The 16,870-nt window shown below is 65.9% G+C and carries 16 protein-coding genes and 1 tRNA gene; 10 read left to right on the top strand and 7 right to left on the bottom strand.

Translation table 11 applies throughout. From position 1 onward, the window contains the following. Positions 1-83: 83 nt before the first annotated feature. Together ACW4E8_RS02745 and ACW4E8_RS02740 are read left to right on the top strand one after the other, a co-directional pair. Positions 84-1,676 carry a L,D-transpeptidase family protein gene (locus ACW4E8_RS02745; RefSeq protein WP_456803118.1) on the top strand — a complete coding sequence of 531 codons (1,593 nt, stop codon included), beginning with the start codon at positions 84-86 and terminating at the stop codon, positions 1,674-1,676. Between the two features lie 30 nt (positions 1,677-1,706). Next, positions 1,707-2,267, top strand: coding sequence for a YcbK family protein (locus ACW4E8_RS02740; protein ID WP_456803117.1), 561 nt, complete (start codon positions 1,707-1,709; stop codon positions 2,265-2,267). 105 nt (positions 2,268-2,372) lie between these two features. Here the strand turns inward: ACW4E8_RS02740 and ACW4E8_RS02735 are convergent. From ACW4E8_RS02735 to ACW4E8_RS02715, 5 genes are all read right to left on the bottom strand, one after another. Further along, positions 2,373-2,449, bottom strand: a tRNA-Met gene (locus tag ACW4E8_RS02735). Between the two features lie 133 nt (positions 2,450-2,582). Then, positions 2,583-4,280 (bottom strand): MFS transporter, encoded by a 1,698-nt coding sequence (locus ACW4E8_RS02730; protein WP_456803116.1) that lies wholly within the window; start codon positions 4,278-4,280, stop codon positions 2,583-2,585. A 243-nt stretch (positions 4,281-4,523) separates the two neighbouring features. Next, a complete protein-coding gene (locus ACW4E8_RS02725; protein WP_456803115.1) occupies positions 4,524-4,859 on the bottom strand; it encodes a DUF4212 domain-containing protein in 336 nt (111 codons plus the stop codon). A gap of 6 nt (positions 4,860-4,865) precedes the next feature. Beyond that, complete coding sequence (locus tag ACW4E8_RS02720) at positions 4,866-6,422, bottom strand: sensor histidine kinase N-terminal domain-containing protein (RefSeq protein ID WP_456803114.1); 1,557 nt, start codon at positions 6,420-6,422, stop codon at positions 4,866-4,868. A 55-nt stretch (positions 6,423-6,477) separates the two neighbouring features. Then, the gene (locus tag ACW4E8_RS02715) at positions 6,478-7,167 is read right to left on the bottom strand and encodes a response regulator (RefSeq protein ID WP_456803113.1); all 690 of its coding nucleotides are present in this window, start codon (positions 7,165-7,167) and stop codon (positions 6,478-6,480) included. A gap of 236 nt (positions 7,168-7,403) precedes the next feature. Between ACW4E8_RS02715 and recA the strand changes: the two genes are divergently transcribed. The 8 genes from recA (at position 7,404) to ACW4E8_RS02675 (ending at position 15,756) form a co-directional block, all read left to right on the top strand. Next, entirely contained in the window at positions 7,404-8,471 is a 1,068-nt protein-coding gene (recA, locus tag ACW4E8_RS02710) for a recombinase RecA (protein WP_414219176.1), read from the top strand. Between the two features lie 101 nt (positions 8,472-8,572). Then, complete coding sequence (gene recX, locus ACW4E8_RS02705; protein ID WP_456803112.1) at positions 8,573-9,049, top strand: recombination regulator RecX; 477 nt, start codon at positions 8,573-8,575, stop codon at positions 9,047-9,049. A gap of 143 nt (positions 9,050-9,192) precedes the next feature. Further along, positions 9,193-9,888 carry a DUF2889 domain-containing protein gene (locus ACW4E8_RS02700; RefSeq protein ID WP_456803111.1) on the top strand — a complete coding sequence of 232 codons (696 nt, stop codon included), beginning with the start codon at positions 9,193-9,195 and terminating at the stop codon, positions 9,886-9,888. Between the two features lie 89 nt (positions 9,889-9,977). Further along, entirely contained in the window at positions 9,978-11,144 is a 1,167-nt protein-coding gene (sucC, locus tag ACW4E8_RS02695) for an ADP-forming succinate--CoA ligase subunit beta (RefSeq protein ID WP_013955623.1), read from the top strand. A 99-nt stretch (positions 11,145-11,243) separates the two neighbouring features. Next, complete coding sequence (gene sucD, locus ACW4E8_RS02690) at positions 11,244-12,125, top strand: succinate--CoA ligase subunit alpha (protein ID WP_439671270.1); 882 nt, start codon at positions 11,244-11,246, stop codon at positions 12,123-12,125. A gap of 232 nt (positions 12,126-12,357) precedes the next feature. After that, on the top strand, positions 12,358-13,053 hold the full coding sequence (locus ACW4E8_RS02685; protein ID WP_456803110.1) for a TerC family protein: 696 nt from the start codon (positions 12,358-12,360) through the stop codon (positions 13,051-13,053). Between the two features lie 318 nt (positions 13,054-13,371). Beyond that, complete coding sequence (locus tag ACW4E8_RS02680) at positions 13,372-13,857, top strand: pilin (protein ID WP_456803109.1); 486 nt, start codon at positions 13,372-13,374, stop codon at positions 13,855-13,857. Between the two features lie 99 nt (positions 13,858-13,956). Then, positions 13,957-15,756, top strand: a complete 1,800-nt coding sequence (locus ACW4E8_RS02675; protein WP_456803108.1) for a PglL family O-oligosaccharyltransferase — start codon at positions 13,957-13,959, stop codon at positions 15,754-15,756. A 1-nt stretch (position 15,757) separates the two neighbouring features. Here ACW4E8_RS02675 and ACW4E8_RS02670 read toward each other — a convergent pair whose 3' ends face one another. Next, the gene (locus ACW4E8_RS02670; protein ID WP_456803107.1) at positions 15,758-16,276 is read right to left on the bottom strand and encodes a hypothetical protein; all 519 of its coding nucleotides are present in this window, start codon (positions 16,274-16,276) and stop codon (positions 15,758-15,760) included. Between the two features lie 14 nt (positions 16,277-16,290). Beyond that, a complete protein-coding gene (locus ACW4E8_RS02665) occupies positions 16,291-16,725 on the bottom strand; it encodes a hypothetical protein (protein ID WP_456803106.1) in 435 nt (144 codons plus the stop codon). Between the last annotated feature and the right edge of the window lie 145 nt (positions 16,726-16,870).

Here is a 16,870-nt window from a genome sequence, read left to right as displayed (position 1 = left end):
GCGCACCCCGGGCGGCTTGCCGCACCATGCCGCCATCGCGGGTAGACTGTGGGCGTGTGTGATGAATCCGAGCTTTCCGCCCGATGCCTCCGACCCTGAATGCCGCCGCGCGCCGCCTGGGCGCTGTGGTGCTTGCCTGTGCCGCCGCGTACCTGGCCACGCCTGCGTTCGCCAATGAACCGATGTGGTTTGCGCAGGGCCGTCCGGTGCCGGCGGCCCGCCAGGCCGTCGATGCGCTGGCCGCGGCCGCGGCCGACGGCCTCGATCCGCGCGACTACGATGCCGACGCCTTGCGCCAGGCCGTGGCCCAGGCCGCCAGCGGGCCAGCATTGCCGCCGGACGCGGCCGCACGCGTGGATGCCGCGCTGAGCGCCGCGATGGAGCGGATGCTGGCAGACCTGCACGGCGGACGCGTCAACCCGCGCGCGGTCCATGCCAACTTTGCCCCGCAGGCGGAACGGCCCTTCGATGCCGCCATCTGGCTGCGCGATGCCGTCACGCAGCAGCGGCTGCCCGATGCCATCCGCCAGGCAGCGCCCACCTTCCCGCTCTATGGCACGCTGCGGGAGGCCCTGGCGCGGTACCGCGAGATCGCGAAGCAGCCGGCCTGGGGGCAGCCGCTGCCACCCTTGCCGGCGAGCAAGCTGACGCCGGGCCAGCCCTGGGCCGGTGCTGCGGCGCTGGCTGCACGCCTGGTTGCGCTGGGCGACCTGCCCGCCGGCACCCAGGTGCCGGCCCGCTACGAAGGCGCCCTGGTCGACGGCGTCAAGGCGTTCCAGTCGCGCCACGGCCTGGAGGCCGACGGCGTGATCGGCGCGGCCACGCTGGCACAACTCAACCTGCCCATTGCCAGCCGTGTGCGGCAAATCGAACTGACCATGGAGCGGCTGCGCTGGACGCCGCTGGACGGTCCGCGCATGATCGTGGTGAATGTGCCGGAGTTCATGCTGCGCGCCTATGAGATCCACGACGGCAAGCTCGACATCAAGCTCGAGATGAAGGTGATCGTCGGCAAGGCACTGGATACGCGCACGCCGCTGTTCGAGGAGGATATGCGCTACATCGAGTTCAGCCCGTACTGGAACATCCCGCCCTCGATCGCGCGCCGCGAGACCGTGCCGCACCTGCGCCGCGATCCGGCCTATTTCAACCGGCAGGGGCTGGAGTTCGTCACCGGCGACGGCAAGGCCGTGACCACGCTGTCCGAGGAAAATCTCGAAGCAGTGCTGAACGGCCGCATGCGCATCCGCCAGCGGCCGGGGCCGCTGAACGCGCTCGGCGATATCAAGTTCGTGTTTCCCAACAACGAGAACATCTACCTGCACCACACGCCCTCGCCGCAGCTGTTCAAGCGCGACCGGCGCGACTTCAGCCACGGCTGCATCCGCGTGGAAGCCCCAGTAGCATTGGCCCAGTTCGTGTTGCAGGATATGCCGGACTGGAACGAGACCCGGATCCGCGAAGCGATGACGCGTGGCAAGTCCAATACGGTGCGCCTGCAGCAGCCCTTGCCGGTGGTGCTGGCCTATGGCACGGCCATTGCGCGCGCCGATGGTCGTGTATCCTTCTTGCCTGACATTTACGGTCACGACAAATTGCTGGACAAGGCACTGCGGCAACGCAACGGACGCCCCCAGCAACCAGCTATCGCAAGCGCCTCTGGCACCACCCACTGAGGCGCCACTAGCATATTCAGAGGAAGTACCATGACTGATGCGACGCGCCAGGCACGCCGCCGCTTTCTTCATACCGCCGGAGGCCTGGCCCTTGCCGCCGGCCTGATGCCGCTGGCGCCGCGCCAGGCGCTGGCCAGCCTGCCGGACGCCCGCACGCTGGCCTTCGACCACACCCATACCGGTGAACGCGTTTCGCTGGTCTACGCCGTGGGCGAGCGCTTCGTGCCCGAAGCGCTGACGACACTCAACGGCTTCCTGCGCGACCACTACTCCGGCAAGGTCGGCATGATCGACCCGCAGCTGTTCGACCTGCTGTTCCAGGTCCGCCGCGAGCTTGGCACCGACCAGCCGTTCCAGGTCATTTCCGGCTTCCGCAGCCCGGCCACCAACTCGCGCCTGCGCAACACGCGCGGCGGCGGCGTGGCCAGGCACAGCCTGCACATGGACGGCAAGGCCATCGACATCCGCCTGGCCGGCGTGCCGCTGGCGGACGTGCGCGACGCGGCCAAGTCATTGCAGGGCGGGGGCGTCGGCTTCTACGAGTCTGACCAGTTCGTGCACATCGATACCGGGCGCGTGCGTTACTGGTAAGCGCTGTCTGTGGCCGCCCATGATGGGCGGCTCGCTTGCGCGCCCTGGTAACGACCCAAAGAAAAAAGCCGCGAACCCATGCGGGATCGCGGCTTTTCAAATAGATGGTGGCGAATCAGGGACTCGAACCCCGGACCTGCGGATTATGATTCCGTCGCTCTAACCGACTGAGCTAATTCGCCAACGAAGACTGAGATTATACCTGGGCTTTCGAGGCTGTCAACACCTTCCTGCGAAGATTTTGCGCGAAGGGCCCATGCATAAAAAAACGGCAGGCCGGATGGCCTGCCGTTTCCGTTAGTGCCGGACGACCGCTCAGTCGTTGGCGTAGATGTTCACGTCCTTGGTCTCGCGGATGAACAGCGCGCCGATCACGAAGGTGATGGCTGCGATGATGATCGGGTACCAGAGCCCGTAGTAGATGTTGCCGTTCTGGGCCACCAGCGCGAACGAGATGGTGGGCAGCAGGCCGCCGAACCAGCCGTTGCCGATATGGTAGGGCAGCGACATCGAGGTGTAGCGGATGCGGGTCGGGAACATCTCCACCAGCATGGCGGCGATCGGACCGTACACCATGGTGACGTAGATGACCAGGATGACCAGGATCACCAGCACCATGATCGTGTTCATCTGCGCCGGGTCGGCCTTGGTCGGGTAGCCGGCGGAGGCCATCGATTCACCCACCTCCTTCTTGAACGCCGCGATCTGCTTCTTGCTGGCGTCGTCGAAGCTGTGGCCGTTCACCAGCTGCGCGTCGAAGGCCTTGATCTCCTTGTCGCCGATCTTGACCGTGGCCACGGTGCCGGCCGGGGCCTCGACCACTTCATAGCTGGCCGATGCCTGGGCCAGCGTGCGCTTGGCGATGTCGCAGGAGCTGCGGAAGTCGATCTCGCGGGCAATCGGGCTGCCCTGGAACGAGCACTGCTTCGGGTCGGTGGTGACCACGATCTGGGCGCTGTGCTGGGCACGCTCCAGCGCCGGGTTGGCGTAGTGAGTCATTGCCTTGAACAGCGGGAAGTAGGTCAGCACGGCCAGCGCGCAGCCCGCCATGATGATCCACTTGCGGCCGATCTTGTCCGACAGCGAGCCGAAGAAGATGAAGAACGGCGTGCCGAGCACCAGTGCGCCGGCGATCAGCAGGTTGGCCGTCTTGGCATCGACCTTGAGCACCTGGGTCAGGAAGAACAGCGCATAGAACTGGCCGGTGTACCAGACCACGGCCTGGCCGGCGGTCAGGCCGAGCAGGGCCAGGATCACGATCTTCAGGTTGCGCCACTGGCCGAAGGACTCGGTCAGCGGGGCCTTGGAGGTCTTGCCCTCTGCCTTCATGCGCTGGAACGCCGGCGATTCATTCATCGACAGGCGGATATACACCGACACGCCCAGCAGCAGGATCGACACCAGGAACGGGATGCGCCAGCCCCAGGTCTCGAAGTTGGGCCCGGTCATTTCGCGGCACAGCAGGATCACGATCAGCGACAGGAACAGGCCCAGCGTGGCCGTGGTCTGGATCCACGAGGTATAGGCGCCGCGCTTGCCGTGCGGTGCGTGCTCGGCCACGTAGGTGGCGGCACCGCCGTACTCGCCGCCGAGCGCCAGGCCCTGCAGCATGCGCAGTGCGATCAGGATGATCGGCGCCGCCCAGCCGATGGTGGCATAGCCCGGCAGCAGGCCGACGATGAAGGTCGACAGGCCCATGAGCAGGATCGTCACCAGGAAGGTGTACTTGCGTCCGATCATGTCGCCGAGGCGGCCGAACACCAGCGCGCCGAACGGCCGCACGATAAAGCCGGCGGCGAATGCGAGCAGCGCAAAGATGAACGCCGAGGTGGGATCCAGCCCGGCGAAGAACTGCTTGGCAATGATCGCCGCCAGCGAGCCGTAGAGATAAAAGTCGTACCACTCGAACACCGTGCCCAGCGATGAGGCAAAGATCACCTTGCGCTCTTCGGCTGTCATCGGTGCGTTCTGCGCGCCCCCTCCGGGCACTGCAGCGCTTTGCACGTTTGCCATATTGTCTCCTCCGTCTGGAATGGATCTCGGGTGGGCGTGGCGCGGGAAAGACCGCGCGGCTGGCCGCTATGCCTGAGTTGCAGAGGATTGTGGGTGGCGAAACTTACTGCGTTCTGACAGATCCGGGCGCGCAATCGTCTAAAAATGTCGGGGTATACGCTAGCCGTTGGCGGGAGTTTGGATGCTGCGCTGCGGGGGGCGATGTACTTGTGTGGCGGAATGGCGCGCTTTGCAGGGGTGCGGCTATGCAGCATCGGCGCCTGTTCCGCGCGAGGCGCCCTGCGACGGCGCAGGGGCGGGTGCGGCCAGGTTGTCGGCTTCGGCTTCGCCGTCGGCGCGGTTCATGCGCCAGGCGTAGAGCGCGGCCATCAGCACGTAGACCACCAGCGCCCCCTGCGCGCCGACCCAGAACGAGAACGGCCAGCCAAAGAAGTCGAAGCGCAGGTCGCGCGCAAACCATGCCACCACGAAGGTGACGGTGAACCAGATCGCGAGCAGGCCGCAGATCCAGCGCAGGTTGCGCCGCCAGGCTTGGCGCTGGCGGGCTTCGGCACTATCGGGGGCGGGGCTGTCGTTCATGCGGGTTCATGCGGGCGGAAGGTAGTCGGGCCGGCGCAGCGTCACGCGGAAATGCGCGCCGGCCAGCCGTGGCGATGGCTGGTAGACGTGGTCGGAAATCTGGACGTCGCCGCCGTGCTGCTGCACGATCTCGCGCACGATGGCCAGGCCCAGGCCGCTGCCTTCGGTATTGGTGCCGAGCACGCGGTAGAAGCGCTCCATCACGCGCTCGCGCTCGGCCGGCGCAATGCCCGGGCCGGTGTCTTCCACATCCAGGTAGGCGAACGGCTCGAAGGCATCGGCGCTGACGCGCACCGTGGCATGCCCGCCGCGCGGCGTGTAGCGGATGGCGTTGTCGAGCAGGTTGTTCAGCATCTCGGTCAGCATCAGGCGGTTGCCCTGCACCATCACCGGATGGTCGCCGGCATCCAGGCCCAGATCGATGTCGCGCGCCCAGGCCTGCGGCAGCCAGTCCTTGACCACCTCGCGCGCGAGCGCCGCGAGATCCAGCGCTGCCATGCCGCCGGTGCCCGCCAGGTTTTCCATGCGCGCCAGCGACAGCAACTGCGTGACCAGGTGCGCGGTGCGCTCAGAGCTGCCGGCGATCTGCGCCAGCGAGCGCCGCAGCTCTTCCGGCGACTGCTCGCGCTGCGCCAGCTCGGCCTGCATGCGCAGGCCCGCCAGCGGTGTCTTCATCTGGTGCGCGGCATCGGCGATAAAGCGCTTCTGGGTCTGCACCGACTGGTCCAGGCGTGCCAGCAGGTCGTTGAACGAACCCACCAGCGGCGTGATCTCCTGTGGCGCGGCGCGTTCGTCGATCGGGCTGGTATCGCCGGGGTTGCGCGCGCGGATGCGCTGCTGGATCGCGGTCAGCGGCGCCAGCCCGCGCGACAGCCCGAACCACACCAGCACCACCGCCAGCGGCAGGATCACGAACTGCGGCAGGATCACCCCCTTGATGATCTCGTTGGCCAGGCGCGCGCGCTTGTCCAGGGTCTCGGCCACCTGCACCAGCACCGGCTGGGTGCCGCTGACCTGCTTCAGGTCGATATAGGTGTAGGCCACGCGCACGTCGTTGCCGGCCACGCGGTCATCGCGCAGGGACACCAGGCCCGCATGGCCCTGGTCCTCTTCGGACGGCAGCGGCAGGTCGTGGTCGCCGGCGACGTATTCGCCGCGCTTGCCGACCACCTGGTAATAGATGTTGTCGGTCTCGTCGGCGCGCAGGATCTCGCGCGCCGACAGCGGCAGCTGCAGCGTGATGCGCCCGTTGACCTCGCGCACCTGCTGCGACAGCACGATGGCGCTGGCTTCCAGCGCGCGGTCGAAGGGCCCGTTGGCGATCGACTTGGCCACCAGGTAGGTCACCGCGATGCTCATCGGCCAGAGCAGCAGCAGCGGCGCCAGCATCCAGTCGAGGATCTCGCCGAACAGCGAACGCGGCGCCGGATGCGCGGTGCCGTCCTCCAGGTGCGGCAGTGCGTCGGCCAGGTCCTGGTCGACGGCGCCCGGGGGCGGGGCGGCGGAAGGAGGGGGTGGCGCGGCGCGGGGCACGCGCCGCCAGGGCAGTCGCAGCAGGCTCATCTCGGCGGTTTGCGCTCAGGTCGGTCGCTTGGCCTGCGGTGGCGTCGGGCGGGGATCAGTCGTGCGCGGCCACCGCCGGCTGGAATTTCTCCAGGCAGTAGCCAAGCCCGCGCACGGTGGCGATGCGGATGCCGCCGACTTCGATCTTCTTGCGCAGCCGGTGCACGTAGACCTCGATGGCGTTGTTGCTGACTTCCTCGCCCCACTCGCACAGGTGGTCCACCAGCTGCTCTTTCGATACCAGGCGGCCGCTGCGTGTCAGCAGGATCTCCAGCAACCCGATCTCGCGCGCGGACAGGTCCAGCATCTGGTCGTTGAGATAGGCGATGCGCCCGACCTGGTCGTAGGCCAGCGGCCCGTGCCGCATCAGCGTGGCGCCGCCGCCGGCGCCGCGCCGCACCAGCGCGCGCACGCGCGCTTCCAGTTCGGACAGGGCAAAGGGCTTGGCCATATAGTCGTCGGCCCCCAGGTCCAGGCCCTTGACGCGCTCGTCGACGCTGTCGGCAGCGGTCAGGATCAGCACCGGCAGCATGGCGCCGCGCGCGCGCAGGCGCTTGAGTACTTCCAGCCCGGACATACGCGGCAGGCCCAGGTCCAGGATCAGCAGGTCGAAAGTCTGGGTCGACAGCGCGGAATCGGCTTCCAGGCCGTTGGTGACGTGGTCGACGGCATAGCCAGAGTGGCGTAGCGAGCGCGTCAGGCCGTCGGCCAGCACGTCGTCATCTTCGGCGATCAGAATGCGCATGGTTGTCTCCACCGTGGCCGGCATAGCCGGCGCCGGCGCGCAATCAGCGCAAGCGGCGCGATGGGGCTTGCCAAGCATACTGTTTTTTTATACAGTACCCGCACGTTCCGCTGGGGCTGCCCGGGGAGACCCCCTGGAGAGCGGCCGCGCAGACAGCCGGGCCGGCGCTGGAGCCGGAAAATGCCGGTGCCGCGCCACATGCGGCCTATTTATACACCATTGATTCAAGGACGACCATGGACGACAAGAAGGCAGGTGCCGGCGTGAGCGCCGAGAAGCAGAAGGCGCTTGCCGCCGCGCTCTCCCAGATCGAGAAGCAGTTCGGCAAGGGCTCGATCATGCGCCTGGGCGACGGCGAGGTCGAGAAGGACATCCAGGTGGTATCCACCGGTTCGCTCGGCCTGGACATCGCGCTTGGCGTCGGCGGCCTGCCGCGCGGCCGCGTGGTCGAGATCTATGGTCCGGAATCCTCGGGCAAGACCACGCTGACGCTGCAGGTCGTGGCCGAGATGCAGAAGCTGGGCGGCACCTGCGCCTTTATCGACGCCGAGCACGCGCTGGACGTCAGCTACGCCAACAAGCTGGGCGTCAATGTCGGCGACCTGCTGATCTCGCAGCCGGACACCGGCGAGCAGGCGCTGGAAATCACCGACGCGCTGGTGCGCTCGGGCTCGATCGACCTGATCGTGATCGACTCGGTGGCTGCGCTGGTGCCCAAGGCCGAAATCGAAGGCGAAATGGGCGATTCCCTGCCCGGCCTGCAGGCCCGCCTGATGAGCCAGGCGCTGCGCAAGCTGACCGGCACCATCAAGCGCACCAACTGCCTGGTGATCTTCATCAACCAGATCCGCATGAAGATTGGCGTGATGTTCGGCTCGCCGGAAACCACCACCGGCGGCAATGCGCTGAAGTTCTACGCCTCGGTGCGCCTGGATATCCGCCGCATCGGCTCGATCAAGAAGGGCGACGACGTGATCGGCAACGAGACCAAGGTCAAGGTGGTCAAGAATAAGGTCTCGCCGCCGTTCCGCGAAGCCTTCTTCGACATCCTGTACGGCCAGGGCATTTCGCGCCAGGGCGAGATCATCGACCTGGGCGTGGACGCCAAGATCGTTGAAAAATCCGGCGCCTGGTACAGCTACAACGGCGACAAGATCGGCCAGGGCAAGGACAACGCGCGCGAATACCTGCGCGAGAACCCGGATATTGCCGACGAGATCGAGAACAAGGTGCGCGCGGCACTGGGCGTGGTGGCCATGAACCCCACGGCGGCGGCTGCCACGGCAGTAGCGGTCGAGGACTGACCGCGCCAGCGGCCATTGCGCCATCCGGAAGGCCGGGGCATCGCCGATGCCCCGGCCTTTTTGCTTGGCGCGGGCCCCCCATTCACAGATTCCGGCAACCCATGGCAACCCGTCCCCCGCTTTCGCTGAAGGCCCGTGCCGTCGGCTACCTGTCGCGCCGCGAGCACAGCCGTGCCGAGCTGGCGCGCAAGCTGGCGCCGCATGCCGAGTCGGCCGAGCAGCTGGAGCAGTTGCTGGACGCGCTGGAACGCGAGAACTGGCTGTCGAATCAGCGCTTTGCCGACAGCCTGGCGCACCGCCGCGGCGCCCGCTACGGCACCGCGCGCGTGATGCAGGAAGCCAAGACCCACAAGCTCGGCAGCGAGCAGCTGGGTGATCTGCAGGAGCGGCTGCGCGCCACGGAAGTGGCGCGCGCCCGTGAGGTCTGGCGCAAGCGGTTCGGAGCACCACCCGACACGCCCGAGGCGCGGGCCAAGCAGATCCGCTTCATGGTGGCGCGCGGGTTTTCGCGTTCGGTGGTGGGCAAAATCATCCAGGGTGCGGACGAAGACTACGGCGACGAGGGTGGCGAGGCCTGATGCGCCATGGTTGGCCGACAATCCCGCCGCGACAGTTGCTGCGCAAGGATGTTCCCGGCCAAAGCGGCGCGGCATGTTAAACTCCCCCGGTTTTCGGTGCTCCGGCACCGCCGTTCCCCAGCCCCCGTATTTCCAGCCTGGCCATGCCTCTGTCCCAGCCCGTCAACCGCTCCCAGCGTCACCGTCGCGCCATTACGGCCGAGGCGTACCAGAGAGAGGACGGCTTGTGGGATATCGAGGTGCGCCTGACCGACACCAAACCTCGCGACATCGAACTGGCCGGCGACCGCGTCCGCCCGGTAGGCCAGCCCCTGCACGACCTGTGGCTGCGCGTCACGATCAATGAGGAAATGACGGTGCTGGATGCCGAGGCCTGCTCGGACTGGGTGCCGTATCCGTCCCATTGCGACACGATCGGCCCGGCTTACCGCAAGCTGATCGGCCTGAACCTGCGCAAGGGCTTTCGCAAGGCCGTGCGCGAGCGCCTGGGCGGCATGCACGGTTGCTCGCACCTGACCGAGGCCGCTGGCGTGCTGCCCAGCACCGCGATCCAGGCCTTTGCCGGTGAAGTCATCAATATCCGCGACAACGGCGAGGACGACCAGAATCCGGAGCCGCCCTATCAGTTGAATGGCTGCCACGCCCTGCGTTTCGATGGCGAGGTGGTTCGTCAGTTTTACCCGCGCTGGTATGGTCACCAGCCGACGCCCAAGGTACGGGCCGAGGCAGCGCCTGCCGTCGCAACTGCGCCTCAGGCGCCTGCCGCGGCCAATGGCGACCGTGGCAATGATGGCAACGACGCTGTCCCGGCCGAGCGGCCGACCGGCACCTCCGGCTGATTCTCAGGATTGGCCAGCCTGACGAGAGAGTTCGTCTTCTTTCAGATTCTTCCCTTCTACCTTTTACGCCTACCCGAAAGGAAACACGCATGAATATCCATGAGTATCAAGGCAAGGAAATCCTGCGCAAATACAATGTGCCGGTTCCGCGCGGCATCCCCGCGTTCTCGGTTGACGAGGCCCTGAAGGCCGCAGAAACGCTCGGCGGCCCGGTGTGGGTCGTCAAGGCCCAGATTCATGCGGGTGGCCGCGGCAAGGGCGGCGGCGTGAAGGTTGCCAAGAGCATCGACGACGTCAAGACCTACGCCTCGAACATCCTGGGCATGCAGCTGGTCACGCACCAGACCGGCCCGGAAGGCAAGAAGGTCAACCGCCTGCTGATCGAAGAAGGCGCCGACATCAAGAAGGAACTGTACGTTTCGCTGGTGGTGGACCGTGTTTCGCAGAAGGTCGCGCTGATGGCCTCGAGCGAAGGCGGCATGGACATCGAAGAAGTCGCTGCCCACAGCCCGGAAAAGATCCACACCCTGATCATCGAGCCGTCGGTCGGCCTGACCGACGCTGAAGCCGACGACATCGCCCGCAAGATCGGCGTGCCCGACGCGAGCGTGGCGCAAGCCCGCCAGGCCCTGCAAGGCCTGTACAAGGCGTTCTATGAAACCGACGCTTCGCTGGCTGAAATCAACCCGCTGATCCTGACCGGCGACGGCAAGGTCATCGCGCTGGACGCCAAGTTCAACTTCGACTCGAACGCGCTGTTCCGTCACCCGGAAATCGTTGCCTACCGCGACCTGGATGAAGAAGACGCCAACGAAATCGAAGCCTCGAAGTTCGACCTGGCCTACATCTCGCTGGACGGCAACATCGGCTGCCTGGTGAACGGCGCCGGCCTGGCCATGGCCACCATGGACACCATCAAGCTGTTCGGCGGCGAGCCGGCCAACTTCCTCGACGTGGGCGGCGGTGCCACCACCGAGAAGGTGACCGAAGCCTTCAAGCTGATGCTGAGCAACCCGAACGTGGAGGCCATCTTGGTCAACATCTTCGGCGGCATCATGCGTTGCGACGTGATCGCCGAAGGCGTGATCTCCGCTTCCAAGGCCGTGCACCTGACGGTGCCGCTGGTCGTGCGCATGAAGGGCACCAACGAAGACCTCGGCAAGAAGATGCTGGCCGACTCGGGCCTGCCCATCATCTCGGCCGACACGATGGAAGAAGCCGCCCAGAAGGTGGTGGCCGCTGCCGCTGGCAAGTAAGCCGTCGCACGAACGCAACCATACGCGAACGCGGGCGGTGCGCAGGCGCTTTGATGCGCCCTTGCGCGCGCCGCTCGTAGCCAAGCAAAGGATTACAGCATGTCGATTCTGATCAACAAAGACACCAAGGTCATCACCCAGGGCATCACCGGCAAGACCGGCCAGTTCCACACCCGTGGCTGCCGCGACTACGCCAACGGCAAGAACGCCTTCGTAGCAGGCGTGAACCCGAAGAAGGCCGGCGAAGACTTCGAAGGCATTCCCATCTACGCCAGCGTCAAGGACGCCAAGGCCCAGACCGGCGCCACCGTGTCGGTCATCTACGTGCCGCCCGCAGGCGCCGCTGCCGCGATCTGGGAAGCCGTTGACGCCGACCTGGACCTGGTGGTCTGCATTACCGAAGGCATCCCCGTGCGCGACATGATGGAAGTCAAGGACCGCATGCGCCGCGAGAAGAAGAAGACCCTGCTGCTGGGACCGAACTGCCCGGGCCTGATCACGCCGGACGAAATCAAGATCGGCATCATGCCGGGCCACATCCACAAGAAGGGCCGCATCGGCGTGGTGTCGCGCTCGGGCACGCTGACGTACGAAGCTGTGGGCCAGCTGACCGCGCTGGGCCTGGGCCAGTCGTCGGCTGTCGGCATTGGTGGCGACCCCATCAACGGCCTGAAGCACATCGACGTGATGAAGATGTTCAACGACGATCCGGAAACGGACGCCGTGGTCATGATCGGTGAGATCGGCGGTCCGGACGAAGCCAACGCGGCTTACTGGATCAAGGAAAACATGAAGAAGCCGGTGGTTGGCTTCATCGCTGGCGTGACCGCGCCTCCGGGCAAGCGCATGGGCCACGCCGGCGCGCTGATCTCGGGCGGTGCCGATACCGCCCAGGCCAAGCTGGAAATCATGGAAGCCTGCGGCATCAAGGTGACCAAGAACCCGTCGGAGATGGGCCGCCTGCTGAAGGCAATGCTGTAACCAGGCCTGCCGTTCCCGCCTGCGCGGGAATGACAAGCATCTCAATGCCCCCGCCCGCGCGGGGGCATTGTCTTTCTGGCGGACAGGTTCAGGGATACCCCTAGGCGAAACATTACAAGATTGAAATCCAATCGAAAGGTTCGTCAGGTAAACAGTCATGTTCGTGTTTTGAGACATCCGAAACCCCGTCAGATGACGGGGTTGCCACCTAAAAAAATCGAGGAGCCCTGCTGTGGAACTGCTGTCTTCCACCACTTTCTGGATTGCGTTGGGATCGATCATCCTGACCAATATCATCCTGTCCGGCGACAACGCGGTGGTGATCGCGCTCGCCTCGCGCAACCTGCCGCCCGCCCAGCAGAAGAAAGCCATCTTCTGGGGCAGCGCCGCCGCCATCATCATGCGCGTGGTGCTGACCGTGGCCGCGGTCAAGCTGCTGAGCCTGCCGTACCTGAAGATCGTCGGCGCCTTGTTGCTGGTCTACATCGGCGTGCAACTGCTGACCGGCGATGACGACGAGGAAGGTCACGACGGCAAGGACAATATCTGGGCCGCCATCCGCACCATCCTGATCGCGGACCTGGTGATGTCGCTCGACAACGTGGTGGCCGTGGCCGCCGCTGCGCAGAAGGGTCCCGAGGGCAGCCAGCTGATGCTGCTGATCATCGGTCTGGGCCTGTCGATCCCGCTGATCGTGTTCGGCAGCACGCTGTTGCTGAAGGTCATGGAGCGCTTCCCGGTCATCATCGTGCTGGGCGCCGCGCTGCTGGGCTACCTGGCCGGCGAAATGCTGGTCAGCGACCCGGTCGACGCCGCCTGGTTCGAAGTCCACGTGCCGCACGCCCACCTGGTATTCGGCGCCGCCGGCGCGATCCTGGTGGTGATCATGGGCAAGCTGCTGCGTCGCCGGTCGGTACAGGCAGCCTGACGAGGTTCCGCCCAAGCGAGAAGGGCGGCCATCTGGCCGCCCTTTTTCGTTGGCGCGCCGGCACGGCGGCCGTCGGTGCCTTAGCCAACTAACTCATGTGAGTGATCGCACATTTTGTCGGTTTGACCTGTGATAGCGGGCCTGAGTGACAAATTTTGGCGCAACTGGCGAGCATCCCCCTGATGGGTGACGAAATTTGTCGCTTTTCACCCCCTACGGATGGGGGATGCTGCTGGCACGCTTACTGCTCAATAGTCCCCGCGTCACGAAACCGAAGACGTGCAACGCTCAACTAAAATCTCTTCGAGGGGTCAAATCATGCAACGGGTACAACAACTGAAGAAACTGGGCCGTCGTGTCCAGAAGGGCTTTACGCTGATCGAACTGATGATCGTGGTGGCGATCATTGGTATTTTGGCTGCTATCGCTATTCCGCAATACAGTGACTACACTTCGCGCACTCGTGCGTCCGGTGCAATGTCGGAACTGGCTGCTGTCAAAACTGCCGTCTCAATGTGCTACCAAGAACTGGGGGCTCTTACGGCTTGCGATTCGGGCGCCAACGGTATCCCCAGTATCAACGTAACGAAGAATATCACCGTGGCAACTGCGACGGCGGTCGTCGATGGCGCTATCACAGTGACCACAGGCGCCACCGACGCAGCAGGCGTTGCTCTTACTATCGTTGATACGCCCACGTACGTCGCTAACAGCAACGCTTTGACGTGGACGAATTCGGGTTCGACTTGCACTGCAGCGAATATCTCGCGTGCCTTCAAGCCGGGTTCGGGCGATTGCCCCTGATCGCACGTGCTGGCTTGCGTAGAAAAAGCGCCTTCGGGCGCTTTTTCCTTGTCTACGCCCCAAGCTATCATGCGCCTTTTCCCCTAAACAGGCGCCCCGATGCAGCCGTCCAGGCCCTTCCTACCGTCGGCCGCCCTCATCGCAGCAATCGTCGTCCCGCTGCTAGTCTCCCGGCACACGCTACCGCTTGCGACGTTCTATGGCGAATGGACAGCCGCGCTCTGCGCGCTCGCCGTCCTCGCGATCCATGTGCGTCGCCGCCCCGGGGCATCGCCTGCCGTGTCGCTGCCGTGGGTGTCACTGCTGTTTCTCTGGCTGGTCGCCGTCGGCCTTGTATTGGGCGCCACTGGCCACCACGACATCACCGGTAGCCGCGTTACCACCATCCTCACGCTGTTCTTAGGCGCAACGGTGACATGCGCGGTATGGTCGTACCGAGGCACGCCTGCGGCATCCACTCAGAACATCGGCGACACCCTCGCCACGGCCTTCCTAATCGCCGGTCTGCTAGGCACCGTCACGCAATGGGTGCAGCTTTTCCACCTCGAGCCCCGCGCTTTCGGCTTAGTCTCCACCTACTTCTACGACAACAACCGCCGCCTGTGGGGCAACCTGAACCAGCCCAACCACCAGGCCACCGTTGAAGGCCTGGCGTTGGTGGCGTCAGTGTGGCTGGCCTCGCGTGGCCGCTTGCGTTTCCCGATGTGGCTCGCCGCCGTGGCCTTGCTGGAAAGCGGCATCGTGCTGTCCGGCTCGCGCACCGGCGTGCTGCATGTTGGCCTGGCTGCCTTCTACGCGCTGGCCGCGGCGTGGCTGGCGCGAGGCGCTCGACGTGACTCGGATCCTATGCAACGTCCGGTCGGGTTGGTCGTAGCTGCAGTAGCGATGGTGGCGATGCTGCTGATCCTGCAGCCTACGATCCGCGCGGCAGGACAAGCGTTCGACTGGCGCCTGTTCGACACCATCGCGCAACTCGAAGCCGAAGACCAGATGTCCGCGCGCGGCGCGCTGTGGACGCATGCGCTGGCAATGTTCCGTGCTCACCCCTGGTTCGGCGTCGGCTGGGGCGAGTTCGGCTGGGCGCAATTCCAGCAGATGCAGCAAGTCGGCGTGAAGGTGGAGATGTCCCTGCACGCCCACAACGCCATCCTCGACCTGCTTGCGAAGACGGGCATCGTCGGCACCGCAGGCGTCGGCCTGATCCTGCTGGCCTGGCTATGGCGCGTGGTTCGCGTTCGCCTGTGGCACGGCGATAGCGAAGAGCGCAAGCAGACCGTGCTGATACTCACCTGGCTGGCCATGCTGTGCGCGCATTCGATGCTCGAATACCCGCTGCATTACCTCTATTTCTTCCTGCCGTTCTGCTTCATGCTCGGTTGGCTGGAGCCGTCGGGCTTCGGGCGTTGGCGCGTGCCGATGCCAGTGGCACGGGGGCTGGCGATCGCGTTTGTCGTGGTGGCTGCGGTCGTACTGGCCACCATGTGGCAAGACTACCGCCGCGCCGAAGCCCGCGAATATGCTAGCAGCGAAGGCCGCAACGCCTTGCCGATGCCGCGCTTCTGGTTCCGCCAGCATGCGCACGCCGATGCTGCCGGCCAGGCCACCATTACGCCGGCCAATGCGGCAGAGTTGTTGCCCGCCCACATCGCCGCCGTCCACCTGCTGCCTACGCCGACCATGATCGCGCGCACCGCATGGTTGCTGGCGCTGACCGGCGATCCTGCGCAAGGCCGCCAGTGGATGGAACGGCTGCGCTGGTACTACCTTGGCGATGAAGTTGCGCAATACGCTGCGATTGCGAAGGCATGCCGCGACCTGGCACCAGACGAACGCCCGCAGGCATTCTGCGCATGGGTTGGCGACCGTTCGCGTCGGTACTCCGAATGGCCCCGGGACTGACCTAATAGTACGGATACGGGCTGTAATAGACCGGCGGCGGGGGCGGCGGATAGTAGTAGTACCGCGGCGCCGGCGGCGGCGCGGCGGCCACGCGCCCGGGGGCCGGCACGCGGTTGCCGCTGGCGTACATGCACTGAACGTAGGCGGCATCGTATTGCTGTTGCGTGCCGTAACCCGCGTACTGGGCATTGCCCGCGCCGACCGCCGCGCCAGTCAGCAGGCCGACGCCTGCACCCACCGCCGCACCCGAACCGCCATTGAACGCCGCGCCCGCCGCTGCGCCCAGCGCGGTGCCGACCACGGCGCTGCCGACGGCAGCATTGTTGGCGGCCTGCGAGGATGAGACACCGCCCACCCGCCCGAGGGCGAACTGGCGGCAGTTGTAGTCGTCGGCGCGGAACTGGTCGAAGCTCTTGCCGGTGCCCGGCAGCACCATCACGCTGGGGCCGGCAGGCATCACGGCGCAGGCGCCGAGGGTCAGGGTGGCCACGGCCAGCGTGGCGCGGGTCAGGGCATGCATGGTGTCACCCCGCATCAGGAGTTGGGCGGCGGCTGTGCCGGTACGCGCTGCCAGCCGTCGGGGCAGGCCTGCACATAGGGGTAGTAGCCTTCGGGCTGGTTGCAGTGGTACCACCAGCCTTGCTGCGGCGCTACGCCGTCCGGGCCGGGGACCGGCACGGGGCCGTTCGGTCCCTGTTCGATGTACTGCGGCGGCGCCGCGGGTGCGGTGACCACGGCGGGCGGGTAGTAGTACGGGGCGGGGTAGCCATACGGGTAGCCGCCGTAGAACACGCCGGGCCCGAAATAGAGGCCCACGCCGACGCGCGTGCGCGTCTTGATAAAGCCGTCGCGTGCGTCGCTATCGTGTAAAGCGGCATCGTGGAGATCGGCCCGCCCGGCGAGGGCGGCGCCGCCTGCGGCCGTGGCCGCCAGTGCCAGGGCGATCTGGCAGAGCATGCGCCCGTTCATGGTATCCACCTCATCCCCGCGCGCACCGCATGGCACGCCACGGACAGGGTCAGCAGGCCGCAACCAGCGCGGGCCTGCAATCGTATTGAATACCAAATTGTCCCGCGCCGGCGCCACGGCGGCGCGGCTGGAAATGCGGCGTTAC

The organism is Cupriavidus sp. CP313, from assembly GCF_054072015.1.
Note: the sequence above shows the minus strand (reverse complement) of the source record. Positions and strands in the feature narration are given on the sequence as shown.

Bases quoted from the DNA above. Each gene is read 5' to 3' on its own strand.
- ACW4E8_RS02745 (WP_456803118.1), top strand. From the start codon at position 84: ATGCCTCCGACCCTGAATGCCGCCGCGCGCCGCCTGGGCGCTGTGGTG.
- ACW4E8_RS02740 (WP_456803117.1), top strand. From the start codon at position 1,707: ATGACTGATGCGACGCGCCAGGCACGCCGCCGCTTTCTTCATACCGCC.
- ACW4E8_RS02730 (WP_456803116.1), bottom strand. From the start codon at position 4,280: ATGGCAAACGTGCAAAGCGCTGCAGTGCCCGGAGGGGGCGCGCAGAAC.
- ACW4E8_RS02725 (WP_456803115.1), bottom strand. From the start codon at position 4,859: ATGAACGACAGCCCCGCCCCCGATAGTGCCGAAGCCCGCCAGCGCCAA.
- ACW4E8_RS02720 (WP_456803114.1), bottom strand. From the start codon at position 6,422: ATGAGCCTGCTGCGACTGCCCTGGCGGCGCGTGCCCCGCGCCGCGCCA.
- ACW4E8_RS02715 (WP_456803113.1), bottom strand. From the start codon at position 7,167: ATGCGCATTCTGATCGCCGAAGATGACGACGTGCTGGCCGACGGCCTG.
- recA (WP_414219176.1), top strand. From the start codon at position 7,404: ATGGACGACAAGAAGGCAGGTGCCGGCGTGAGCGCCGAGAAGCAGAAG.
- recX (WP_456803112.1), top strand. From the start codon at position 8,573: ATGGCAACCCGTCCCCCGCTTTCGCTGAAGGCCCGTGCCGTCGGCTAC.
- ACW4E8_RS02700 (WP_456803111.1), top strand. From the start codon at position 9,193: ATGCCTCTGTCCCAGCCCGTCAACCGCTCCCAGCGTCACCGTCGCGCC.
- sucC (WP_013955623.1), top strand. From the start codon at position 9,978: ATGAATATCCATGAGTATCAAGGCAAGGAAATCCTGCGCAAATACAAT.
- sucD (WP_439671270.1), top strand. From the start codon at position 11,244: ATGTCGATTCTGATCAACAAAGACACCAAGGTCATCACCCAGGGCATC.
- ACW4E8_RS02680 (WP_456803109.1), top strand. From the start codon at position 13,372: ATGCAACGGGTACAACAACTGAAGAAACTGGGCCGTCGTGTCCAGAAG.
- ACW4E8_RS02675 (WP_456803108.1), top strand. From the start codon at position 13,957: ATGCAGCCGTCCAGGCCCTTCCTACCGTCGGCCGCCCTCATCGCAGCA.
- ACW4E8_RS02670 (WP_456803107.1), bottom strand. From the start codon at position 16,276: ATGCATGCCCTGACCCGCGCCACGCTGGCCGTGGCCACCCTGACCCTC.
- ACW4E8_RS02665 (WP_456803106.1), bottom strand. From the start codon at position 16,725: ATGAACGGGCGCATGCTCTGCCAGATCGCCCTGGCACTGGCGGCCACG.